Raw genomic sequence first — 22,737 nt, 5'->3', positions numbered from 1 at the left:
GGCTTTTAGCTAACCCACGAAAATGCGGAGGCTAGCATTATCAAAGGGAGTCATTGTGTCTAGATTGCCCATGAAGTTTCTGAAATCTTTAGTTTTACTGTCATTGATTAGTCTGTCCTCGTGTTATCGAATACATCATGAGCCATATGGAACAATGCATTTTTCAGTTTCAGATATGGATAAGGCAGAACTCATTACTGTTCTCGACTCGTTTGCAACTGACAATGCACTAGTTAAAATTCAAGAAGGTGGTGAGAGAATACTTTCCCAGGAAATGAAACAACACGTTCACGCGATATACGAAAATTCAAGTAACTATCAATTTGCAGTTCAAAATTTTCTAAATGAATTCTGCTACTCTTCGTCATCGTACGATTTCGACAAAAATGATCATACATTGGCTGAGGAACTTTCGAAGAAGCTAAAAAGTAGACTTGAATCCGTATTTAACGAAAGAATTACTTTTTACGTTGATCAGTATTGCAAACAGGCAATCTAACAAACGCATAAAAATGGACGCCTAACAGTTGGCTGGCGCTCATTCTTCGCTAAGTTTAGCCAACTGTTATCCGCCATTTATGCGGAGCGTTAGGCATTAAGATGGTGTCGATTAATTTTACACTCGCCATTGGGAAAACAGAAAGATAGAACAAAAACAATAGGTTAAAAACTGGCCCGTTTATTGCTCTTCGTCATTGGGTTTATATTTAACAATTATTAAAAGGGTTTTCTTATGAAAATATCAATGCTTCTGTTTGCGTGTATTTTTGCCAGTACAGCAAACGCAGGGCTGATAACAAGCTCCTCCGACTCTTCAATATCAGGGGCTACTGTAATTGACTTTGAGTCGCAGACTATTGGCTCGTCTTCTAGCTACACTATTGGTGATGTTACATTTTCAAATGCAGGAACAGGCACCTTAGGAATTGCGAATTATACTACCGGTGGAGTATATGGAACTTCCGGGTTGGAGCTTTCAACCAGCGCAGCGGTAGGATCATTCAATATTGACTTCTCTACATCGGTTTCAGCTTTCGGCATGATATGGGGTGCCGCTGATGGGTATTGGAATATGAATATTTTTGATGATTCAAGCACCCTTCTAGAAAGCCTATTTGTTCCTGCTCAAACATCGCCTTACATTGGTTTTATTGGTGCAAACACAACGAATATTTCTCGAGTGGAGTTTGTCGGACAGTATGCCGACTGGGTTAAAATCGATGACTTTAGCTATGTAACCGAGAGCGCTACGTCAGTGCCAGAGCCTACTTCCATTGCTTTGTTAGGTCTTGGGTTGGCTGGCTTGGGTTTTTCTCGTAAAAAAGCAAAAGCCTAACAAGCGCATTAACTCGGACAAGCAAAAAAATGGGGCTTTACTGCCCTATTTTTTTGCTTGCGGGTTATGCGAGCGTTAGCCGTAAATTTGAAACGGCAAACGCGTGTGATACTATAGTGATACATTTGCGCATTTTATAATTGGATTCATCATGAGAGTAGAGCTAGTAACAACATTAAAGCGACAAGCAACCAAGATATTGGCTGAGCTACATTCGTCAAAAGAACCAGTGTTAATAACAGAGCATGGACAACCGTCTGCATATTTAGTTGATGTAGATGACTATGAGTTCATGCAACAACGAATGCAGATACTCGAAGGTGTTGCTCGAGGCGAGCAAGCTATTAGAAATGGCGATACATTCTCTAATGAAGATGCAAAAGAAAAAATGAGTAAATGGCTGAAGTAAAATGGACTGCTCCTGCTTTAAATGACTTAAACGAAATAGTTGAATATATTGCGTTAAGTAATTTACCTGCAGCCAAAAATTTAGCACAAAAGGTGTTTGATAAAGTTACTAGACTAGAGAGACATCCTGAATCGGGGAAAATCCCGCGTGAATTAAAAAACTTAAACTATAGAGAAGTTGTTGTTAATCCATGTCGTATTTTTTATAAAATAGATAATGATCTAGTTTATATACTTCATGTTATGCGGCAAGAGCGTGATCTGAGAAAGTTTATTTTACGCAGCTAAATACGGCTAACAAAAACTTCATGGTTGGAATTTTACTGCTGGTAAAGCGCTCCTAAAATCCCCATATGCAAAGCGTTATATGCCAGTGATGGCGAAGTCTATCGCATCTATCAACAACGCTCTTGACGCTTCTAATGTACCAACAGGGTTTTTAAGCACATCTTCGGGTATAGAGGTAAGCTGCTGGGTCATAAATAAGTAAGTGCTGCTATCAAACTCTATTTCAGGCGTTAATTTTTTCATTAACATGCTGGGTTTAGCGTTTACATTTGTCAATGGCACAACTAAGCGAGTGGCCAATTGATCGATTACCGAATTTTGGACGTCGACTAGATAAGGATAAGCCTCTCTCGTTTTCTTACTTGGATTTTTGTATACATCAAATTGCGGCATTAAAAATCCCTGTACTCATCGCTTAAACTACCGTTCTCGGCGACAAATTCATTGTAGGCCTCTACCGCAGCCTTGTTTTCTTGTTTCCATTTTTCAGCTTCTATAAATTTAAGTTTATTGCTTAATGCTTGCTCTAGGGTTGCAGACAAGTTAATTTTTAAGCTTCTGGCCTTTTCTAACAAATCACTATTGAGGCTTAAATTTGTTGCCTTTTTAGGTGCGGCTAAATCGTAAAGGTCTGCCATTGCTATGCTCCAACTTAATTTTTAATCAGTATACGCATAGTAATGCGCATTTAAAAGCATGGTTGGCATATGACTAACACATCATGCTCATTCGCTGCGCTCATTGGGACGTTAGCCATTCAATTCTCTATTTGATTTTGGTAATCCATTGGATTACGCTCTGTGAATGCAAAATACAATAGCCGAACTACCTGAGTACATCAAACGTACTGATTCTCTTTAAATGAATCAGAGCGCAAGGATGTTATTGACTACTTATCTGAGCATCCCAAAGCGAGGACTCTAATGGAAGGTACTGGTGGTATTCGGAAATTGCGTTGGAGTAAAGGCAATAAGGGTAAGAGCGGAGGCATTCGGGTAATATACTACTATCATGATGAACGTATTCCGCTTTATTTATTAACGATGTTTGGGAAGAATGAACGGGCTAATTTAACGAAAACCGATAGAAACTCTCTTTCGAAACTTGTCAAAATATTGGTAGTAAAAGCTTTGGAGAAACATAATGACTAGTGCATTTGAAAGTATTGCTCAAGGTCTAAAAGAAGCAATAGATCTGAACGATGGCAAAAAAGTAGCAGCCAGAGTTCATAGAGCTCCAGACGTTAATGTGGCTGAAATACGGCAAAATCTTGGACTAACTCAAATGGAGTTTGCTTCGAAATTTTGTATTAGCGTTTCAACTCTACGTCACTGGGAAAGAGGTGATCGTAATCCACATGGCCCAGCACTTGCTTTGTTAAACGTGGTTGCTAAAGAACCTCAAGCGGTTTTGCGAGCACTTGGCTAACAAAAACATGAAGTCGGACGTTCCCGAAGAGCACGGGCCCCCCGCTTATGGTAATTGTTATGAGCCAATAGACTATGACATTTTTTGAATTTTCCGTTCTTTTAATTCCAACCTCTTGTCTAGTGTTCGCCTACCTGTTTTGGGTTCGTGCTAAGGAAAGGCCACGTTATTTTACTGCTCTTTGGTTGGTGTTTCTATGTTTACTATTTATCTTGGGTTGGCATACTTGGGAACCAGAACATGAAATTAGCCAATTCGGCAGTGCTTTATTGGTAAGTGCTAGTATTTGGTTAAATGGTATCCCCATGGTTACTACAATAAAAACTAGTAAGTTAAGATTTTGGGTAATTCCATTATCTGGGCTGCTGGCTGTTTTATCGGTATATTTTTGTTTTTACCTTTTAGCCATCACCAATCAATTATGGGGGCTCTAATGGCACATAACAAAAAAATCATTGTGGGAATTTTACTCGCTGAAAAAGCGCTCCTAAAATCCCATATGTTAAGCGTTATGTGCCAAGGAAATTGAAGTGGGGTTAATTGAATCTATATTGATTGGTTTGCAATTTGACCGATTGCAAAAACCATTGGTGTTTTTCTCAATGCTTATTGGCTTTTTCTTTTTCTCAGTCGCAGGGGGGGGCGTTCTTTATGGCGTATCAGAAGTAGTTTTTAGCGACAAGGAGGGTAAAGATGCAATCATTGGTCCTTTAGTCGGGATGATCGCTTTTTCTCTCCTATTCTTTGGGCTGGCTGCGGTTTGTGGTCATTTTATAAAAAAGTGCGTGAGGTAATGTCACATAAGAATATTGTTAACTGCCTATGAAATTGACCACCGACTTTGACAAACTAGGATTTCATGACGCTTCAATTGAAAAAATTAAGCGTCAGTCTGAATCTGTTATTTTGGATATAAAAGGTGCATTTATTTCAAAAGAACACCCTGGGTCAGGAGGCCAAGACTGGAAGGTCGAAGAAGCTACATTAGAAATTCTCGGTGTAGCTGAAGAGAGAGCCACCTATTGGGATGATGACAAGGCAGCAAAGGATCATCCCGAGCCAAAATTTCCCCTGGATGAAATCATGCATGCATATTTTATGGATGGAGTGTTTTTATTCGAAGGGTTTAAACAAACAGAACCATGGTACGAATGGTTTATAACTGCAAATTCATTTATCTTGGAGGTTAAAAGTGCATCCAAGCTCAGTAGTTAACAAAGTAAGGTTATTACGGCGTTAGGCGCAAGGGAAATTCATGCATACATTAAGATTCAAAAAGATAGATGCTTTTGCCTCCCAATATTCAACAGGGAATCCAGCAGCTGTAGTATATCTTGACTCAGCAGAAAAGCTTTCCAGTGCGGAAATGTTACAACTAGCAAAAGAACTGAAAGGGTTTGTCAGTGAGGTTGGTTATGTCAGTCCAGGGACTGATACTGATTACCACCTTCGATATTTTTCTTCTGAAAGAGAGGTCGCCTTCTGCGGACATGCAACAATAGCTATCCTAAACGACATAGTCGCCAATAGTAAGGCAATGCAAGAAAAGTCAATATTGTCTATCTCGACAATGACTGATCGTTTAATGGTTGAAAACCGTTACAAAAGTGAGAAAAGCGTTTATATATCGGCACCACCCGCTCGGTTCTCCTCAAAAAATATTAGCATAACTGATATTGTCTCAGCATTTAATTGTCACATTAATGACATTGACCAATTACAACCAATCCAAATTGTGAACGGAGGGCTTGAGACTCTTATTGTCCCTATAGCTGGACTAGAGTCCATACTTTCTGTGACGCCAGACCTTCAAACTCTCAACAAATTTTGCATACAAATTGGAGTGGATATTATTATCTTGTATTCGTCAGAAACTGTTGCTCAAGAGTGTAAATATCGGACGAGAGTTTTCGCACCAACATTTGGTTACCTTGAAGATCCAGCAACAGGTTCAGGCAATTCAGCTTTAGGTTATTATCTCTTAAAGCACGGAAAGTGGGATGGCGAGATGATAAAAATAGAGCAAAATAGTTTCCGAGACTCCCCGAATTACGTGCAGATTTTTTCAACAGAAACTGATATTGAAAATTGTCAGGTCTGGTTTGGTGGAGGAGCAGTCTTAAGGATAGATGGGGTATATATTTTATGCTAAAAAAGCTTGCCCAAAATGGCCCAACAAGAAAAGTAAACGGACGGTTTCACCGCCGCTTATTGTGGTGTTACACCCGACTTAGAATTGAGTGAAAACATGTATATAGGAGAAGTTTCGAAGCTAACCGGCGCGTCAAAAAAAGCGATCCATCACTACGAGGAGCTAGGGTTGTTGTCGGAGGTGTCTAGATTAGGAAAGTACCGCATTTATGATAAGCATCATGTAGTTATAATCTCAATGATAAAGCGGGCGCAATCTCTGGGCTTTAAACTTTCAGAAATGCTGCCGATGATGAAGGTTAAGGCGAAAGAGAATCGCTTTCCGATCGAGATTGCTATAGATGCAATAGAGCAAAAGCAGAAGCAAATTAAAATCGCGATCGAACAAGCCAAACAGTTAGATGTTGAGTTAGGATCATTAAAAAAAGAACTGATTGATCAATTTTCGTTTGACCACGCAGACAATTAAAAACGCTTGACTGTTCCCCTAGGGGAAGAGTTTATAGTCTTGTCACTTAATAATCTGATAGGTGAATATAAGATGTCTAATGTGTGTTTAGTAACTGGGGCAAACGGTCATTTAGGGGGGAATTTAGTTAGAGAGCTCATAGCGCAAGGAGAAACGGTAAGAGCAGGTATGCGTGATATTCAAAATGTGGATGATTTTTTTCACTTGAATTGCCAAGTCGTTTATACTGAAATGCAGGATATAGAATCAATGAAAAAAGCCCTGGAAGGTGTTGATATTTTATATCATGTTGCAGCTGTATTTAAGCATTGGGCTAAAGATCCTATTAATGAAATCGTCGAGCCGAATGTGAAAGGGACTGAAATTGTCCTTAAAGCTGCGGCACAAGCCAATGTTAAAAAAGTTGTTTATGTTAGCTCGGTTGCGGCTGTAGGACATGATGGGACTTATCTTGATGAAAATAGTTGGAACGCTTTATCTGACAATGCCTATTACAACTCTAAAATAAAATCAGAGCAAAAAGCATGGGAGCTGGCAAAAAAGTACCAACTTTGGATGGTTTCCGTTCTACCCTCAGCAATGATTGGTCCCCATGCCAATCGACTGACAGACACTATGCAGTTTATTGAAACAATTAGAACCAATAAGCTTTTAGTAGATCCTCATTTTTTCTTTAATTTCGTTGATGTTCGCGATGTGGCAAAAGGCATAGTGGCTGCTACTACGAAAGGTAATTCTGGTAGCCGCTACATATTGGCAAATAACAGAGCTTCGTCACTTCCTGAGATATACAAAGCAGCCCAATCGGCAGGAATTAACCTTAAGGTTCCAGCACGCTTACCAAAATGGTTGATGTATTTTATTGCCTTATGCTCAGAGCTAGGAGCTAAGATGACAGGTAAACCAGCTGAGCTTATTAGAAGCCAAGTGGCCTTATTCTACGGCGTAAGGCAAGAGTATGAGATAGCGAAAGCACGTAACGAACTGGGATACGAACCTCGCTCAGCCTCAGAAGCTTTACTTGGCGTATTTGAGTATCTTAATGGGCGCCAAAGTGAAAGATAGCATAACAAGTCAATGCTCGCGGAGCCAGCGACGTTGCCAATCATTTGTGATGTTGCTACGCTCCGTTATACCACTAAAATGGCTCCACTTCGCTGGGCCGCTGGCAGCACTTGGAAAGGAATCATATGTTTAAGCAAATTGTTCTTTTTGGAATTAGCTTGGCATTCATTACACTACTTTTTTCATTCTATGCCGCGTGGTATGCAGATATTCAGGTTTCGTTGATAAATAACGTTCTCAATAGCCTTATTTTTGCTTTCGTCGCCAGTATCGGTTTTGCTGTAGGTTGCAAAATTACCAACTTCCAATTCAATTTTAAGCAGCTTTCGATTGCAGCTATTGGCGTCTTTTTGTTTAATCACTCTCTACAAAATATACTTGATACAGCTAGCAAGCCTATCTTTATTAAAATATTAGTAATTTTTGCTGTAGCGTTACTTCTTTCCTGGCGCTTACCTGTCATCTTCAACAAACGTGCAGCTAAAAAATGAATTATGATGTTCGTAAATTCACCGAGAATCTTACTCGCAGGCCTTCGGCCAATGGGCTCCTAAAATCCCCATATGTTAAGCGTTACAGCACGTAAGCCTTTTAATTTTCTGTATAGCGAAAAGGCTGATTTCTTCTGTATTTCTCTGACTTAACTAGTGCTTTTTTCCGCTATCGACCAACCGATTTTTTATTTCAAATATTTCCAGCTAAAATGGTTTTCTCAATACCAGTTCAATGTACCACCATCGATAGTTGTAGTTTTCTGGCGGTTTGCTTTAGTCTAGGGTAATTATTTTAATCAAGGTTGTTGTGCTAATTGCTTGTGGCGGCAAAACCGCGATAGTGAAGTGGGGGCGCATTAATAAACAAATATTGCTGACCCAAACCCAATTGCTACTGCTCGTGCCTCGCCAAGTATAGCCAGCAAGTTAGCACTTTTAATACGGAGGTTAAGGCTCTCAAATGGAACCATCTGCACTCGGTAAAAAATACGACAAAATTGCTCAGTGGTGGCATGACCAACACATAGAGTCCTTTTATGGTGTCAGTCAATTTGAACGAGCCATTGGATATGCCTCGAATGGTGGAAAAGCACTTGATGTAGGTTGTGGTGTCGGGGGAAGGTTTGTGAATATATTGCAACATCGCGGCTTTTCGGTTACTGGACTTGATGTTTCCAAAGAAATGGTAAAGCTGGCTAGCAGTAACCACCCAGAACACTATTTTTTACACCAGGATATTTGCTCATGGGATACAGAAGAAAAGTTTGATTTCATCGTTGCGTGGGATAGTATTTTTCACTTACCGCTTGTTATGCAAAAGCCTGTTGTTGCGAAGTTATGCCAGTTTTTAGCCAAAGGGGGGGTATTAATATATACATTTGGCAATGACGAGGGAGAGCATACTGATCAGTGGCACAATGATACTTTTTACTACAGCTCTATTGGTATTAACGAAAATATGAAATTACTTATGAATAATGGACTTTCTATTTTACATCTTGAGCTAGATCAGTATCCTGAAAAACATGTTTATACAATCGCCACTAAGCCTTAATAAATGTATCTATTTGACCGCTTTGGGTAGCAAATTATAGCGGCGTTAGGGCACAAAGGAATCAAGATGCGGAGTGAATTTCAATACTTTATGAATCAAGATGATCATGCAATCTTTGACGATCATCTTCGCAGCATTGATGGAGTGAGCATCAAGCAAGGGAAGGGCTTTGATGAGATTTTACTAGATGATGGCTTCATCCAGTATAAACGAAGCCTCTTAGAAGACGGAATCCTAACTTCCGGTCGCATTGCAATTGCTTCCACTGACTTGGATGGTGCTTACAACTTCTCATCACATCAGGCTGTTGAGTCACTGTACAAAAAATTAAGAAAATGGCTTAAAAATCGTAGCGTCAATTCCTTAGTGTGTTACAACGAGACGTCAGAGAAACCTGCGAAACAAGCTGTTAAAACCTTTTGGCTAGGAACTGGCGCTGAGAAAGCACTCACTGATTCAGCGATTAAGCTAAAGCAATTTAAAATGGGCAAGGCCGTATTCGAGCTTGCATAAAACCCCAACAAAACGCTTCGGCCGACGGGCCAAAGGCGCACGCGGCTGAGCGTAATCGTTGAGGCTGTAGAAAATGGTCGAAGCCAAAAAGCTATCGTGCTCTGCTTTAAATGTAATTGTTGTTCAATAGTGAAAGCTATCTAGGTTTCACATAGCAGTGCATTTTAAAGTCAGATTAGGCTAATTTTTATAGTCAATTTTAAGGTGAGGGTTTTTCTACACCCTAATTATATGTAAAAGGAAGTTATGAGCATCGAATATAAAATTAATCACCCAATAAGTGCGGATCAATTCATAGCGCTGTTGACTGATTCGACATTGGGTGAGCGCCGACCAATTCAAGATCGGGAATGTATTACGGGTATGATCTCGAATAGCAATCTTACGGTTAGTGCCTGGGACTCCGAAAAGTTGGTGGGTATTTCTCGCTGTATGACAGATTTTCATTACGCGTGCTATCTGTCAGATTTAGCCGTATCTGAAAAGTATCAAAAATTGGGCATTGGTAAGCAATTACAAATTCTCACCCAGAATCAGCTTGGGCCACGTTGCAAACTAATCCTTATTGCAGCACCGGCAGCCAATTCATATTATGAGCATATTGGTTTTTCAAATAATCCGCGTTGCTGGGTACTTGAGCGTGATGCAAGTGTTCACAGCTAACAAGGCGATTAAATTCGCTCCCTACAGTCGACGGACGTTCGCTAGCACCGTATATGACAGTGTTAGCAGCCATTCATCATGAATAAATGGCGTATCGAATATAATGCTAACTACACTAAAACTCCCTTGAGCTTTTGGGGGCACAAAGATTTGGATCATGAAGTTTGGGCATATGCGAAAGAATTTGATCCGAAGTTACCAAGGGCGATACCTTGTAGAGGCTTTCCAATGCTCATTGTTGATGTACTTGTTGTTCAATTAATATTTGCATCAGTAGCTGAAGTAGAGCACTTTCTATTTGTAATTGGCCAAAAAAACATGCCTACAACGCAGCAACTGTCTAGGCAACGTATTAACAATTATGGGCCGAATAGACATTGGTTACGCCGTTTACCCTCTAGTATCAAAGCTTGGTCTAAAAGAAAGCGAATTATTCCAATAGTGGAGAAAGGGTTGCATGAATTTCGGGAAGGTAGTGCTTTTTCAACTGCTTAAAAATAATATGCGGTTCTTAGGGGGCGCATTATTTAACTGTTATGCTACAAGGAACATACAGTGTTAAGACTTACCGCTATTATTACTTCGTTGCTGTTTGTGACTTCATGCGCAGCAACTTCACCTCAATTGAATTTAGGTACTCCTGTAAATATTTATGGTGTTTCATCGTTATCACCACAAAATGGAAGTTGGTCTGTTATCACTTCAACTGGTTATCAAGTTGTACTTGGGACAAAGCTAAACGATAACAGTAGTGGCATCATAAATATGTCTCTATATCAATTACCTGAATTTTATTCAGACCAGGAATTCCTGACACACGTGGTTAAGCATAGAGCATCCTCAGCAGATATCGGCAGGTTTGAACTTAAACAAAATACCGAAGAGTTAGTAAAACTAAATGGTGCAACATGCGTAAAGCACACAACCATTTCCCAAGATAACAATGCCAAAATAGACAGCAATAAATCAGCGTCAATGCAGATAGAATATCTTGGCTATAATTGTATACACCCTTTTAAAAAATCTGTAGGTGTTCACACAGAATATTCTTTCCGTCACTTTAAAGACAAAGAGCACCCAGAGCTAACTAAAAACGCGGAAGAGTTTTTTAGTAACATAAAATTTAAAGAGCTTTAGTAGCATAACTAGGTGTTAGGTCTCTATTATTTGATTTTTAACCCTAAATCCCTGGAGAAACCAGTGCAAAATTTGTCAATACTGCGTTTTCTGAGCGCCTTATGCAGGTAATGAAGAGACTGAAAGTGGAACGCGCACTACATTCTTAAAAGGATCTCACAGGGAAATTCAGGTATTACGCAAGAAATTTGTGGGCAAAACTTGGAATATTATGATTGGTGTAAGTGCAATCAATCACGAAGGGGAATATGGTGCTAAATTCTTTTATCCTGATAATGCTATAAATACCGATAAGTCGACATGGCGGACGTTTTCATTTTCCAACGTCAAGGCCGTCAAAAAATGAACCTTCAACCTAACAAGTCTATAAATTGTGATTCGAACTAGCTTGTCAGATTCTATTGCAAACAACGCAATTAAACTGCCAGCTTGTCTTACACATTATTGAGGTGTTATGAAAACGCACATTGAATAAACGCGAGTAAATAACAATCGCATGTTCTGGGTCAAAAAAGCCGTTCTTTGTTTCTCTGATTTTTTAGGCCAGTGATGCGAAGTGTTGATCCGCTAAGAGGAAATTTCAGCAATGGATATAGTGATAGAGATACTTAAAAATACTTCGCTGTGGGAGATATTATTTCTATTTGGCTTAATTTATTTATTCTCCAATCGGGGTTTTAGAGAGCGTATAACCAAAATTAAATTTGGCGATTTTGAACTTGAGCTAATGGAGTTGAAGAAAGAGGTACAGGAGGGCAAAGAAAAGATAGTTGAATTAGAAGCTGAAGTTGAGAATGATCGCAGGTTGTTTGAAGATATTTTGGACAGTTTCGACCCTAGTGCGCCTGTAAGCGAACTAGCGGCGGCAAGAAGAGCAATTAAATCTGAAGCTCAGAATCTTTCGGAAGTTGATTCCTTGAGGAAGTACCTAAGAATGGGCGCACAACCTGAAGAGCTATATGTGGCTGCCGTTAGTATCAGAGAACGACGCCCTGTCACTTTACTTCCTGATTTAATTGGCTTTCTTGATGAGTTGTCTGATGATCGAGAGCTCGGCGGCTTTCGGTTGAATACAGTTTGGACTCTAGTAAGCGCCTTACATTTAACACTTATATCTTCAATTAGAGACGGAGTAGGCTCCAAACTGAATCAAACTAAGCTTAATCAGGCGGAGAAAATGCTCTGCAAACTCGAGAAGCATACAAAGGTTCAGTCTGATAGACCTGACAATCCCTTGAAGGGAATACGTGGACCAGTAAAGCATGCGTTAAACTGGGTAAAAAAGGGAATTAAAGATACGGCCTAACAAGAAAAATGTACACGACCCAATAGTGTTTGGCTCTTTTTATCATAGCCTAGGGCAATCCACAGAATCGGTCGCGTTATTGGCAGCGTTATAAGACATGGAGAGTTCGTAAATGTATGAGAGTCAAATATTTCAGCAATTTTGATTAGTTGGTTTTCAATATTATTAGTTATTTTTGTTGTTTAATTTTGCTTTTAGTTTAACTGCGTGGTTTCAGTGGTGGAAGTATGGGAACAAAAAGTTTTTTCTGAAAACACTTTTTGTTTGGCCTATCAGTTTTTATTATAGGCTTAAATTTGTCGCGTTTGACGATAATGGCAGCTAACAATTTTGGCCACTCAAACACACAAGAAACCCGCGCCAATGCTTTTAAGCGTTGGGTATAAATGTATTTTTAACTACTAGGAACTGTTAATGATAATTAGAGATGCGGTTTTAGGTGATGCCTCAGAAATTGCCGAAATCTACAATTTCTATGTTGTAAATACGTGCATAACTTTTGAAGAGAGAAAAGTTTCAGATGAAGATATGTCTATTAGACTTAGCAAAGTCGCAGACTGTAATTTACCATGGATTGTAGCCGTTTTAGATGAAGCAATTATTGGATATGCCTATGCAACCAAATGGAAGGAAAGAAGTGCTTATCGGTTTTCCGTAGAGTCAACGATCTATCTTTCTAGTGAATATCATGGAAAAGGTTTGGGTGCCGTTTTATATGAATCGCTCCTTAGTAAGCTTAAACCTATCGGGATAAATAATGTAATTGGAGGCATAACTTTGCCTAATCCAGCTAGTGTTGGCTTGCACGAAAAATTGGGAATGGAAAAAGTCGCTCATTTTTCTAAAGTAGGCTTTAAATTTGATAAATGGTTAGATGTTGGGTATTGGCAATTGAGTCTACGTACCTAACGACAAAATTAAGTTCGCCGGCTACGCGCTCTGGGACGCTAATATGTGAAGTGACTCGATTTGCTCTGGTTTTAGTCCACATGCCAGCGCTCCTTATTTAAAAGTTAGGTGCACAAGTATCATGTTTAGAGTTTTTATTTTGTTGATTAATTTTGTTTTAGCTGATTTTAGTTTAGCGACAGAAAAGGTAATTATTTCAAGCTATGCCAAATACCTTGCAAGCAATCAGCTTTTAATAAAGGGCGAAGTTTATACCTTTGATGAGCTAATGGCACATTTGGAAAAGGAGACTTCTCAAGGCAATATTATCGACCTTTCAATTTCTGGAAAACCTTCTGAGCAAGATTTGATATTGGCTTTAGCGGCTAAGATCCAACAAAGACCTGAATATAAAGGTGATGGCGTAGCTGTCTTTATTATTTCGTGGTAATAGCTGCGTGGTAATTTTTAGATGTAAACTTAACAATCACATAACGTTCATTCGTTGCGCTCTTTGAAACGCATTAGGTAGTTGGCTTGGCCATTTTTGCCGTCGGGCTACACCCACATATTTGGACGTTTTATTCTAAGGGTCAGGGCAATAAAGTACTTTTTGTATTTTATTGGTCACTAAGATAGCAATGTCATGTCGTTTTGTGGAAAAGCCTGCTTTGCATTGCCATTTCCATTCCGAGCAGACTGGCTTTCAAATCTTTTCCATACACGTTCGTGAAAATAGAATACAACGGTATTAACCGCAGGCTCTACAAGGGCTACTGCACCACCTATAACGGCACTGCCAGTTAATAAATAAGTTACTGTAAATGCCACTGAAAAGTGCAAACAAGCGAAGGTAATTGTCTTTTTCATAATATTTTACTCAATTAGAATTTAAATCTGATAATGAGAATTATTATCATTAATGGGTTTGAAAGCCAATTGATTTTTACGAACACTGTCATCAAATAAATCAATCGTACAAAGTAGGGCGTATTGTAATTAGCGAAGAAGTGCAATGCGGTCGACTTAAAAAAGCGGCATTTCAAATCATATTTATATACTGATCAGAGCATTTAGAAAAAAAATTTGTAAAGCATTAGCAGCTATTTCTATCATCACCTTTGCTGAATTGAAAGAGACTCAAACTATAGATTTATGGACGCTAACCCAATAGAAAAAAGGTAATTAATGCCGCTATTCAAATACGATAATTTCTAAGTGAAGCTTAAATCTACTACTAATTTATAGCCATATTGTTTGAAGTAAGGGGGTAGAAAATGTGAAGATTTAACGCAGATTGCATTAAATAAGAGACGCTCCTGGTACGGCAAATAAGTTCTTTAACAATCTTAAATATCGACGCCAACCTCATGTTGATGATTTGCTTGTAGTCGTTATAAATGAACAATTGACGGACAGAGCAGGCTCGAGCGCAAATAAAACAGCTAGACACTCATATCAACGGCTTTTTTCGGGGTAAAACTACTGCCGATAGAAGCGACAATAACCAGTGCAATGGCAGCCCATTGTAGCAAACTTAAGTGTTCGCTAAGAATGGCCAAGCCTGCAAGCGCTGCAATGGCTGGCTCTAAACTCATGAGTACGCTAAATGCCTGTGTAGGCATGTTTCTAAGGGCGACCATTTCCAAAGAGTAGGGCAAGGCACTGGATAGCACGCCAACCAATAATCCTAGTGGTAAAACTTCCCAGCTAAATAATGCTAATCCTTGGGTCACTACGCCAACAGGAAAAAGCATGATGGCCGCTACCGTCATACCTAAGGCCACTGTCACGCCACCTGATACTTGTTTGCCTGAGCGAGTGCCAAACAAAATATAACCAGCCCAGCATCCGCCAGCCCCCAACGCCATTAACGCACCAGCTAAGTCTAAACCTTCTGTACTAGTCAAATCAGGCATTAGCAGTACGATCCCTGCTATGGCACAGGCAACCCAAACGAGGTCACTTTTTTGTTTAGAGGAAAACAATGCCACAGCTAAAGGACCTGTGAATTCAAGGGCGACGGCTATACCTAACGGAATACGTTCTATTGCCAAATAGAACAGGATATTCATACCGCCTAAACATAGACCGTAGATAACAATGCTGCGCCAATCACTGCCATGAGGAAGAGTGCGCCACGGACGAAATACTAACCAAAGTATGGCAGCTGCGAATCCTAATCGTAGTGCAGTAGTGCCTTCTGGACCAACTATCGGGAAAAGCTGTTTGGCTAAAGACGCTCCAGACTGAATAGTCACCATTGCCAACAAAACACAGCCTATGGCAGTGAGAAGTACACGATTGATTTGCATCGAGATATTCCCGAAAAATTAATAAATTGAAGTGGCCGCATTTTACATGAAGAAATATGAATTCACACTGCATCTTGCCTATTTCAAGCTGCAATATTGCTGCTGGATATGACGAACTATTTTTGTTGTGTTTGGTGCTTTATTAGAATAGCTCAAAAGAATTAGCATGAAAAAGTGGGCGGGAGCTATTTTTAGCATAATTCGTCATAGTTTGAAGGCTAAATCTAGGCTGTATTTGTAGAGTGGTTGATTGCTTCCTCTATTCCTGATTTTGCAACGTCCATATTCACAATTTGATTCCAGCGCTACTGAGCTTTTATCCGCAGGAACTTTTTTACTAGGGCTATATTTCATCTTTAACGGTATTGTATCTCTTGGGCAGTATTATTTAGTGTTCAAATCTTTATCGGAACCTGAGCTATTTTATTTTTGGCAAGGAATTGTGAGCCTAATATTTGGCCTTACGCTGAGTGTGTTTTCTTTTAGTTTATCAAAGTGCTGGAGACTTATAAGGTTTGCAGGTACATAACAAAGTTAATCAAGTGAGTTCCTTCATCGGCGGACGCATATTCGTTGGCTGGGGCTCAATCTTCGCCAATTTTTGCCGACAAGCTTGCGCTCCATATGTGAAGCGTTAATCTTCTGGGAGATGTCCGATTGAGTATTCGTATCCGAAAAGAACAATCAAGCGATGTTCAAAGTATCCATGATGTTACTGTTGCAGCGTTTCTTGATGTAGCACATACCGATCACACGGAGCAGTTTATTGTTAACGCACTTCGTGAATCTGGTGTGTTATCGATTTCCCTTGTTGCTGAGGATGGAGGCAATATCGTAGGCCATGTGGCGCTTTCTCCTGTAACTATTACTGATGGTGCCAACAGTTGGTATGGTTTGGGCCCTATCTCAGTTCTTCCCAATAATCAGTGTAAAGGTATTGGCTCGAAACTCATGAATGCAGCTATTCAAGTGCTAAAGAATATAAAAGCTAAAGGTTGTGTTGTGCTCGGAGACCCAAGTTACTATCATCGTTTTGGCTTCAAGCCTACAGAGGGCTTGGTGCTACCTGATGTACCACCGGAGTATTTTCAAGCCTTGTTGCTTCAAGGAGATGCATCTCAAGGAGTTGTTACTTATCATGAATCTTTTTCTGCAAAGGGGTGAAAATGAATATGCGGCTAATAGTAACCGCATCATTTAACTGTTATGGCTATAAGGAAATTCCGAATGATTAAATGGATATCGTCGCTCTTTAGTAATAAAGAAGACGAAAATCAAGATGTAAAGAGCCCCTATGCCGCTATAAAGGTTTGTTTTGACGAAAAAAATGCGTGGGTACATTGGCCAGAAAAGGAACCACAGTCTATTGCTTGGAATGAACTTATTGGCGTAGCGGTGGAAACAACTGATGAAGGTCCATTTGTTGAGGATGTGTGGTGGCATTTGGCAACCAAAGACGGAGTTATAACTTATCCTAGCGAGGCCACTGGAGCCGGTGAATTTCTGAGGCGCCTTCAAGATATTCCAACTTTTAATAATGAACGGCTCATAAAATCAATGTCATCTACAGAGAATCAAACCTTTATACTTTGGGATCATGAAGGGCGTCATGAATAAATCGATAACAATCGGCTCAAACCGACCTCCACTACATTGCTCGTTTGTGCTTTTCCGCTACACTCGAAAAAAACTATCAGTCCCGTTCGGCAGCTTAGCCGGACGTCATATTTACTGCATATTATAGGAGTTCAATTGCTAAATTTAGCCAGAATAATAGTGTGTTTATCTAGTTCGCTCTTTCTTTTAGGGTGCGTCAATACAAACAAATCCATTGAAAGAAAAAGTTATTTCCCTTGGGAAAATGAAACTGGCTACTCGCAAGTGGTGAAACATGGCAACACTTTATATGTCTCAGGTATCACAAGTGAAAAGACTACTTTTGATGGGCAAATAGATGACATTTATACTAACATCAAGAAAATGTTGGCTGACTATGGTGTTGGTATGGATGCAATTGTAAAAGAGGTTATCTTCACTACAGATATTGAAGGGTTGAGGGCGGCTATTGCAACGCGAAAGGCTCACTTTAACGGTAAATATCCATCTTCAACTTGGGTTGAGGTTAAAGGACTCTGGAGCAAATCTCACTTGCTAGAAGTTGAGATAGTTGCTGCGTTACCATAATTATAACAATACGAGTCAGTCACACAGTTAACGTTAGTTTTTCAAGGAGGAATTGGATTTGGATGTTATTTTTTCTTACGCAGGGATTATTGCTTCAGTATGGATAGTTATAGGTATTTATATTGCTTCTCGGTTTTATCCAAACTATAGCCATTTAAAGCAATTTTGTAGCGAACTAGGCGCTTTTGATAGTCCTACTCAAAAACTGTCTCCTGCAATTAATAACTATCCATTAGGGGCGTTGCTCGTTGTTTTTGGATATTACTTAATCATTGCATTTCAGGCGCATCTACCAACTGTAGCAATAGGTGTAATGGTTATTGTTCATGGCATTTGTACTTGGGTATGTGGTTTTTTTCCGATGGATGCCGACGCATATACACAGTATCCTTCTAAAAGCTGTAAAATTCACTCATGGTCAGGGCTAATAATGCTCGCTTCATTCATCATTGCTCCGCTAATCGTTGCCTTTTCCAGCTATTATCCGTTGCCACTTCGAGTTTTTTCGGTTGTGTGTGTTTTGGGTTGTTTTTATTTTTCCTATAGATTAGCTAAAGCATTTAAAATAAAAACTGTTCCTGGGCTCCATCAAAGGCTCAGCTACGGCTTTCAGATTCTATGGTTGTTTGTTTATTCTCTCTGCGTGGTAGCTAAAGCCTAACAAAAAAGTGTTAGCAGTTACTGCGTTCAAAAGTTCAGCTATTATCGTTATGATACAAGGAGATTTCGTAAATGTATGAGAGTCAGTCAAATATTTCAGCAATTTTGATTAGTTGGTTTCCGCTATTGTTAGTTATTATCGTTGTTTGGTTGATCCCTTTATTTGTAATAGGAAAGTCAAATAAAGTGGGGAAAAAAGAAAAGCTACTCTGGTTATTTGCTACTTTTTTTGTGAGTTGGGCAAGCTTCATACTCTACTTGATAATTGCACCAATCTTAAAAGATGACGAGTAATCTGCATTATAATAAACCAATCAACTCGGTCTTTCGCAAAAGGCGTGTCAGCCGCTTATTTGAGGGGGGAGGCATTGTGGATAAATTTGCGCACATTTTGAGGATACGATTAATTTTTCCGGCGATACTAGCTGGAATCATTTGTTCTATAGGATTGGTTTGTTTTAATTACACCGCTAATGATTGTTCCGTGTTTACTCGTCTCAGTTGCAATAGCATATATTTATCTTTATCAATTTAAGCTTTGTAGTTTAATCGCCAATAATGGACCTTATCAAAATACTAGAGTCTATTTATTAACTACTATATTGTCTTTGGTATTAGGTATTGTTGCAGTCGGCTATATGTTCCAGTATCTCAATAAAATTGAATTGGTGTTGTTTTATCCAGACATTATATTTACTTTAGCGACTATTCCACATGTGTTTGTTTCTATCATTTTAGCAATTTGTTATTTCAGAAATAAAGCTTAATAAGGCCATTAAAAGCGGGCCGGTAACCGTTTATGGCGGCGTTTATGCAAAAAGGAGTTTTAGAATGCTCTTCGATTGGTTTAGCTCTGCAAAGCCAAATGTATACCTAGGCTCGATAGCAGTGGTAAATGATAGCAATCTTTCCAAAATAGAGTCATTTTTTTCCATAACGGGCAATTCACTACAAGATCATATTCACCAAAAGCTCGAAGAGATTTTTTGTCTTGAGCGTATTTCATCTATCCAAGAACCTAAAAAATCAGATGTTGGTTTGGATGTTGTTATAGTTAGTTTACATGGCGGTGATGCATTTTCCATAAATTTTGGAACCGTTGGTCTACCTATATTTTGGCGTCCCAAAATTAAGTTAGTGTCGCGGCTTTATAATCTTAAGCAAAATAAGACAATTAAAACGTTCAGCGTTTCTAAATCCGTTACATGGGGTGAATTTATAGCTAAACAGTTTAGTCTTAAAGGTCTATTTCGTTGGGGCCCCCTTTACCATAAGGAAGACATGGAAATCTTACTGTATCAGGCATGTTTTGAATTAATAGATAGAATGCGTAAGGCTATTTAACCTGTGGTTATAACAAACAAATTAAATCACTGACTCGCGCTTTTTTCCTCAGTTTATTGGCGCATTAGTCATACGATGAGATTCGCATTACTTTAAATTTCGGAACACTCATTGCGTTTTCCTTTTTCTTCAGGAAATGAGTACCCACCTATCTAGCGTCAAGATAAAGCAGCTGTGCCCTCTACGTGTATTTCGGTAAGGCTGTTTGTTACGTCATTTGCTAAGATAAAGTTGCATATGTGAGTATGGCTGAAAGGACAAATCTGTGGAAAAACGTTCGGGTTTTCCCTGTTTAAAAAGTTAGCTTTTGTTACATATTAAATTCGTTAATAACTATTCTTTTAGGTAAATTCAAATTTTTCTAATCAAGGATAGAGTCGTGAATAAATTACAAAAATTGGCGGGCGTTGCAGCACTTTTTGAGGCTGCTATTTACATATCAGCTTTTATTTTTTATGGCGCGTTTTGGGATTACCCAGTCAGTTCAGATGATACACAGAAGTTTATCTTTCTAACGAATAATCAAGTGGTTTTATCGGTAGTTAATTTAGCTATGTATGTTGTCTTTGGTGTTTTTCTGGCTGTATTAGTTTTAGCAATCCATCAACGGATGCACACTAAAGTCCCTGTTTTATCACAAATAGCCACAGCTTTCGGTATTATTTGGGTTGGCCTTGTCATAGCAAGTGGAATGATTGCAAACGTAGGATTAGGGGCTGTAATTGATTTGTCAGCTAAAAACCCAGAGCAAGCAATGACGCTTTGGGTTGTTATTAATACCGTAGTTGAAGGGTTAGGGGGAGGTAACGAAGTCGTAGGAGGATTATGGGTTCTGTTATTGAGTATTGCAGGTTTAAAAACTGGTGAACTACCTAAATTATTAAATTGCTTTGGTTTATTTATTGGTACTGTTGGTATTCTCACTATTTATCCTGCAGAAGTACTGACAGAAATATTTGGTTTGAGCCAAATATTATGGTTCTCTTGGTTAGGTGTGGCAATGCTTATGCGCTCCAATAGCCCTGCGCAAGTTCGCTAAAATCAATCCCTAAAAATGATAAAGCAGGCGAGTGTAAAATTAACCCCAATTCATATTTATAGAATTGAAAAATCTAGATGTTCAAGGCAAAGTAGATAAAGTTAAAAAATAAACAGAGAAGTAGGAAATGCACAAACAAAATTACCTTTTTTCTACAGGCTCGTTATGTAAATTTTCAACCTATAAAGTATACAAGGAATAATATATGTCTTATGTCGATGGGTTTGTTGCCGCTGTACCAACTGTAAATAAAGAAAAATATATTGAACATGCGAAGTTATCTGCGCTCGTTTTCAAAGATCACGGAGCATTGAAAATTACTGAAAGTTGGGGAGATAACGTTCCTGATGGTGATATTACATCCTTCCCAATTGCAGTGAAGTGTAGCAAAGATGAAACTGTCGTGTTTTCATCTGTTGTATGGCCAACAAAGGAAGTTCGTGATGCCGGTTGGGAAGCAATTATGAACGACCCTAGGATGGACCCAGAGCAAAACCCAATGCCTTTTGATGGCAAGCGTTTAATATATGGCGGCTTCGAAGTTATTTTAGAAGAATAACGTCGAGAAATAGTTAACATAAGAGCAAACTAAGCACGAGGAATGCTGTAACCAGCGCCACTTCTAAAGGAGTGGCGCTGAGTCGTTTTATTATCCAGTTTGAGGAGCGCTTCGCAAAGCACATTAACTAAATGGCAGTTACACAGAATCTGTTACATGCTCAATCTGTTACAAGAGCAATGAATCCTTTAGAACTCGCTAGACTGTTATTTATCTCTTTTTGGGAATGCCAAGTATCTCCAGCGCTTCTTCACTAAGCGCACGTGCCCTTTGAAGATCCTCAAGCCCCCACTTGCTCTTTTGCTCGTCATTTATCATCCATTGCTGTAATCCTGACATAGCTCTTCCAATGGCAATATTTAAACAATTAATCGCTCTTGCTACTTCAGGGCTAGGTGCTTCTAAACACGTAATTTTATTTAAATCATTTCTCACTCGATTTAACTTTTCTAAACTAATATCCATTCTCGTTTTGCGATCGCCCACTTCAGCATAGGCACAAGCACGGTCTATGTAATGAGCAACCGTTTGAAAAGTCGGTGCGGCATTACGTTCTTTGTTTTTATTCGTTTGTTTTTCGCGCAAAATAGAAAATATTATGGGAACGGAAATAGCGGCAACAGCGATAACCGCTGCTATTATCGCCAACCACAGTTGCCATTGTGGCATAGGAGCGCAAAGTGAATCACTCCAAGGAAAACAATAGTTAGTTAAATTTTCAGTTGATGGATGCTGTGTCACTCTAAATACCTTTTAGTGGTAGTTAAGGTTTGGGATTAATTAACCCAGTTTAGTATTAAGTTATTGGTTATGCACACAAACTTCTTGTTTTGGGGCTTCCACAACGAAACATTGCAAGTTACTGGCATATCGTACTAAATGTAATTTTACATAGTTATTTGCTAGTTCTTCGCCAGCGACATAGATAACAGCGTACTCATTAATAGCAAGGATAATTTGATGCCACGTGACAGTGGCAATACCATCACTGCCACTGGGGGCGGCCTTCACTAAAACCTATCTAATCATCTGCGGCTTTGTATGCAAACAGTGATAAACTTGAGATTGAGATAATAAATCCTAACGAGCAAGTATGAGGTTATTTAGTTTTTGGAAAACGATGTGTATTTGTTTTATTCCGCTGGCGATTGTCTATCAATTGCTTTGGACCTTGTTTCTCACAGATATGCCTGCGCAATTCTGGACGAGTAGTACATCTAGTCAGTTTGTATTTTTTAAAGGGGTAGGTGAGTTAATGATGTATTCACTTATGCTCTGGTTTTTAATTTCACGAACAAAAACAGATTCATCCACAAGCAAAACCCTATTTTGTACGTTACTTGGCTGCATTATTTTATACACTAGTTACGCTATGTTAATGAGGTTGCCGTTTAGGTCAATAGTCGCTTTTAATTAATGTAAAAACCATCGATTTC

Annotated in this window: 34 protein-coding genes; 28 read left to right on the top strand and 6 right to left on the bottom strand. The window is 39.1% G+C overall.

The window, feature by feature from the left end; all coding sequences use genetic code 11:
- The first annotated feature begins 70 nt into the window (after positions 1-70).
- The 4 genes from VUI23_RS11470 (at position 71) to VUI23_RS11455 (ending at position 2,032) form a co-directional block, all read left to right on the top strand.
- The gene (locus VUI23_RS11470) at positions 71-499 is read left to right on the top strand and encodes a hypothetical protein (protein ID WP_342804459.1); all 429 of its coding nucleotides are present in this window, start codon (positions 71-73) and stop codon (positions 497-499) included.
- A gap of 234 nt (positions 500-733) precedes the next feature.
- Positions 734-1,336: a PEP-CTERM sorting domain-containing protein gene (locus VUI23_RS11465; RefSeq protein ID WP_342804458.1), complete on the top strand. Its 603-nt coding sequence runs from the start codon at positions 734-736 to the stop codon at positions 1,334-1,336.
- 151 nt (positions 1,337-1,487) lie between these two features.
- Positions 1,488-1,745: a type II toxin-antitoxin system Phd/YefM family antitoxin gene (locus VUI23_RS11460; RefSeq protein WP_216046741.1), complete on the top strand. Its 258-nt coding sequence runs from the start codon at positions 1,488-1,490 to the stop codon at positions 1,743-1,745.
- Positions 1,733-2,032, top strand: coding sequence for a type II toxin-antitoxin system RelE/ParE family toxin (locus VUI23_RS11455; protein ID WP_342804457.1), 300 nt, complete (start codon positions 1,733-1,735; stop codon positions 2,030-2,032). The genes VUI23_RS11460 and VUI23_RS11455 overlap by 13 nt, the downstream gene beginning before the upstream one ends.
- 75 nt (positions 2,033-2,107) lie before the next feature.
- Here the strand turns inward: VUI23_RS11455 and VUI23_RS11450 are convergent, their stop codons facing one another.
- A complete protein-coding gene (locus tag VUI23_RS11450) occupies positions 2,108-2,425 on the bottom strand; it encodes a CcdB family protein (protein ID WP_342804456.1) in 318 nt (105 codons plus the stop codon).
- Positions 2,425-2,670 (bottom strand): type II toxin-antitoxin system CcdA family antitoxin, encoded by a 246-nt coding sequence (locus VUI23_RS11445; RefSeq protein WP_216046738.1) that lies wholly within the window; start codon positions 2,668-2,670, stop codon positions 2,425-2,427. The genes VUI23_RS11450 and VUI23_RS11445 overlap by 1 nt, the downstream gene beginning before the upstream one ends.
- 285 nt (positions 2,671-2,955) lie before the next feature.
- On the opposite strand from VUI23_RS11445, the gene VUI23_RS11440 reads away from it, so the two are divergent.
- The 16 genes from VUI23_RS11440 (at position 2,956) to VUI23_RS11365 (ending at position 13,651) form a co-directional block, all read left to right on the top strand.
- Complete coding sequence (locus VUI23_RS11440; protein ID WP_342804455.1) at positions 2,956-3,183, top strand: type II toxin-antitoxin system RelE/ParE family toxin; 228 nt, start codon at positions 2,956-2,958, stop codon at positions 3,181-3,183.
- A complete protein-coding gene (locus VUI23_RS11435; RefSeq protein WP_342804454.1) occupies positions 3,176-3,460 on the top strand; it encodes a helix-turn-helix domain-containing protein in 285 nt (94 codons plus the stop codon). The genes VUI23_RS11440 and VUI23_RS11435 overlap by 8 nt, the downstream gene beginning before the upstream one ends.
- Before the next feature lie 530 nt (positions 3,461-3,990).
- On the top strand, positions 3,991-4,254 hold the full coding sequence (locus tag VUI23_RS11430; RefSeq protein WP_342804453.1) for a hypothetical protein: 264 nt from the start codon (positions 3,991-3,993) through the stop codon (positions 4,252-4,254).
- A gap of 28 nt (positions 4,255-4,282) precedes the next feature.
- Positions 4,283-4,675: a hypothetical protein gene (locus VUI23_RS11425; protein WP_342804452.1), complete on the top strand. Its 393-nt coding sequence runs from the start codon at positions 4,283-4,285 to the stop codon at positions 4,673-4,675.
- 40 nt (positions 4,676-4,715) lie between these two features.
- On the top strand, positions 4,716-5,612 hold the full coding sequence (locus tag VUI23_RS11420; RefSeq protein ID WP_342804451.1) for a PhzF family phenazine biosynthesis protein: 897 nt from the start codon (positions 4,716-4,718) through the stop codon (positions 5,610-5,612).
- 96 nt (positions 5,613-5,708) lie between these two features.
- Positions 5,709-6,080 carry a MerR family transcriptional regulator gene (locus tag VUI23_RS11415; RefSeq protein WP_342804450.1) on the top strand — a complete coding sequence of 124 codons (372 nt, stop codon included), beginning with the start codon at positions 5,709-5,711 and terminating at the stop codon, positions 6,078-6,080.
- A gap of 72 nt (positions 6,081-6,152) precedes the next feature.
- Positions 6,153-7,145, top strand: a complete 993-nt coding sequence (locus VUI23_RS11410) for an NAD-dependent epimerase/dehydratase family protein (protein ID WP_216046733.1) — start codon at positions 6,153-6,155, stop codon at positions 7,143-7,145.
- A gap of 125 nt (positions 7,146-7,270) precedes the next feature.
- Positions 7,271-7,636, top strand: coding sequence for a hypothetical protein (locus VUI23_RS11405; protein ID WP_342804449.1), 366 nt, complete (start codon positions 7,271-7,273; stop codon positions 7,634-7,636).
- A gap of 463 nt (positions 7,637-8,099) precedes the next feature.
- Complete coding sequence (locus tag VUI23_RS11400) at positions 8,100-8,693, top strand: class I SAM-dependent methyltransferase (protein WP_342804448.1); 594 nt, start codon at positions 8,100-8,102, stop codon at positions 8,691-8,693.
- A gap of 66 nt (positions 8,694-8,759) precedes the next feature.
- Positions 8,760-9,206, top strand: a complete 447-nt coding sequence (locus VUI23_RS11395; protein WP_342804447.1) for a hypothetical protein — start codon at positions 8,760-8,762, stop codon at positions 9,204-9,206.
- Between the two features lie 246 nt (positions 9,207-9,452).
- Positions 9,453-9,869: a GNAT family N-acetyltransferase gene (locus VUI23_RS11390; RefSeq protein WP_342804446.1), complete on the top strand. Its 417-nt coding sequence runs from the start codon at positions 9,453-9,455 to the stop codon at positions 9,867-9,869.
- 78 nt (positions 9,870-9,947) lie between these two features.
- A complete protein-coding gene (locus tag VUI23_RS11385) occupies positions 9,948-10,364 on the top strand; it encodes a hypothetical protein (RefSeq protein ID WP_342804445.1) in 417 nt (138 codons plus the stop codon).
- Between the two features lie 60 nt (positions 10,365-10,424).
- The gene (locus VUI23_RS11380; RefSeq protein ID WP_342804444.1) at positions 10,425-11,006 is read left to right on the top strand and encodes a hypothetical protein; all 582 of its coding nucleotides are present in this window, start codon (positions 10,425-10,427) and stop codon (positions 11,004-11,006) included.
- A 586-nt stretch (positions 11,007-11,592) separates the two neighbouring features.
- Positions 11,593-12,312 (top strand): hypothetical protein, encoded by a 720-nt coding sequence (locus tag VUI23_RS11375; protein ID WP_303501583.1) that lies wholly within the window; start codon positions 11,593-11,595, stop codon positions 12,310-12,312.
- A gap of 414 nt (positions 12,313-12,726) precedes the next feature.
- The gene (locus VUI23_RS11370) at positions 12,727-13,221 is read left to right on the top strand and encodes an N-acetyltransferase family protein (protein WP_342804443.1); all 495 of its coding nucleotides are present in this window, start codon (positions 12,727-12,729) and stop codon (positions 13,219-13,221) included.
- A 121-nt stretch (positions 13,222-13,342) separates the two neighbouring features.
- Complete coding sequence (locus tag VUI23_RS11365; protein WP_342804442.1) at positions 13,343-13,651, top strand: hypothetical protein; 309 nt, start codon at positions 13,343-13,345, stop codon at positions 13,649-13,651.
- Positions 13,652-13,830: 179 nt separating this feature from the next.
- Here VUI23_RS11365 and VUI23_RS11360 read toward each other — a convergent pair whose 3' ends face one another.
- Both VUI23_RS11360 and VUI23_RS11355 read right to left on the bottom strand, forming a co-directional pair.
- The gene (locus VUI23_RS11360; protein WP_216046728.1) at positions 13,831-14,070 is read right to left on the bottom strand and encodes a DUF2061 domain-containing protein; all 240 of its coding nucleotides are present in this window, start codon (positions 14,068-14,070) and stop codon (positions 13,831-13,833) included.
- 575 nt (positions 14,071-14,645) lie between these two features.
- A complete protein-coding gene (locus tag VUI23_RS11355; protein ID WP_342804441.1) occupies positions 14,646-15,515 on the bottom strand; it encodes a DMT family transporter in 870 nt (289 codons plus the stop codon).
- 657 nt (positions 15,516-16,172) lie between these two features.
- Here VUI23_RS11355 and VUI23_RS11350 point away from each other — a divergent pair.
- The 8 genes from VUI23_RS11350 to VUI23_RS11315 all read left to right on the top strand — a co-directional run bounded on the left by VUI23_RS11350 (position 16,173) and on the right by VUI23_RS11315 (position 21,301).
- Positions 16,173-16,679 (top strand): N-acetyltransferase, encoded by a 507-nt coding sequence (locus tag VUI23_RS11350; RefSeq protein ID WP_303501575.1) that lies wholly within the window; start codon positions 16,173-16,175, stop codon positions 16,677-16,679.
- 63 nt (positions 16,680-16,742) lie between these two features.
- Positions 16,743-17,132: a hypothetical protein gene (locus VUI23_RS11345; RefSeq protein WP_342804440.1), complete on the top strand. Its 390-nt coding sequence runs from the start codon at positions 16,743-16,745 to the stop codon at positions 17,130-17,132.
- Between the two features lie 135 nt (positions 17,133-17,267).
- A complete protein-coding gene (locus VUI23_RS11340; protein ID WP_342804439.1) occupies positions 17,268-17,699 on the top strand; it encodes a Rid family hydrolase in 432 nt (143 codons plus the stop codon).
- Positions 17,700-17,757: 58 nt separating this feature from the next.
- Positions 17,758-18,360, top strand: a complete 603-nt coding sequence (locus VUI23_RS11335; RefSeq protein ID WP_342804438.1) for a DUF998 domain-containing protein — start codon at positions 17,758-17,760, stop codon at positions 18,358-18,360.
- A gap of 71 nt (positions 18,361-18,431) precedes the next feature.
- Complete coding sequence (locus VUI23_RS11330) at positions 18,432-18,653, top strand: hypothetical protein (RefSeq protein ID WP_216046722.1); 222 nt, start codon at positions 18,432-18,434, stop codon at positions 18,651-18,653.
- Between the two features lie 537 nt (positions 18,654-19,190).
- Positions 19,191-19,703: a hypothetical protein gene (locus VUI23_RS11325; RefSeq protein ID WP_342804437.1), complete on the top strand. Its 513-nt coding sequence runs from the start codon at positions 19,191-19,193 to the stop codon at positions 19,701-19,703.
- A 379-nt stretch (positions 19,704-20,082) separates the two neighbouring features.
- Positions 20,083-20,742 carry a hypothetical protein gene (locus VUI23_RS11320; RefSeq protein ID WP_342804436.1) on the top strand — a complete coding sequence of 220 codons (660 nt, stop codon included), beginning with the start codon at positions 20,083-20,085 and terminating at the stop codon, positions 20,740-20,742.
- Positions 20,743-20,947: 205 nt separating this feature from the next.
- Positions 20,948-21,301 (top strand): DUF1428 domain-containing protein, encoded by a 354-nt coding sequence (locus VUI23_RS11315; RefSeq protein ID WP_216046719.1) that lies wholly within the window; start codon positions 20,948-20,950, stop codon positions 21,299-21,301.
- A 210-nt stretch (positions 21,302-21,511) separates the two neighbouring features.
- On the opposite strand, the gene VUI23_RS11310 is transcribed toward VUI23_RS11315, so the two are convergent.
- Both VUI23_RS11310 and VUI23_RS11305 read right to left on the bottom strand, forming a co-directional pair.
- On the bottom strand, positions 21,512-22,042 hold the full coding sequence (locus tag VUI23_RS11310) for a hypothetical protein (RefSeq protein ID WP_342804435.1): 531 nt from the start codon (positions 22,040-22,042) through the stop codon (positions 21,512-21,514).
- Positions 22,043-22,102: 60 nt separating this feature from the next.
- Positions 22,103-22,312: a hypothetical protein gene (locus VUI23_RS11305; protein WP_342804434.1), complete on the bottom strand. Its 210-nt coding sequence runs from the start codon at positions 22,310-22,312 to the stop codon at positions 22,103-22,105.
- Positions 22,313-22,737: the final 425 nt, after the last annotated feature.

It is taken from the genome of Alteromonas sp. M12, from assembly GCF_037478005.1.
GTDB classification, from domain to species: domain Bacteria; phylum Pseudomonadota; class Gammaproteobacteria; order Enterobacterales; family Alteromonadaceae; genus Aliiglaciecola; species Aliiglaciecola lipolytica_A.
Note: the sequence above shows the minus strand (reverse complement) of the source record. Positions and strands in the feature narration are given on the sequence as shown.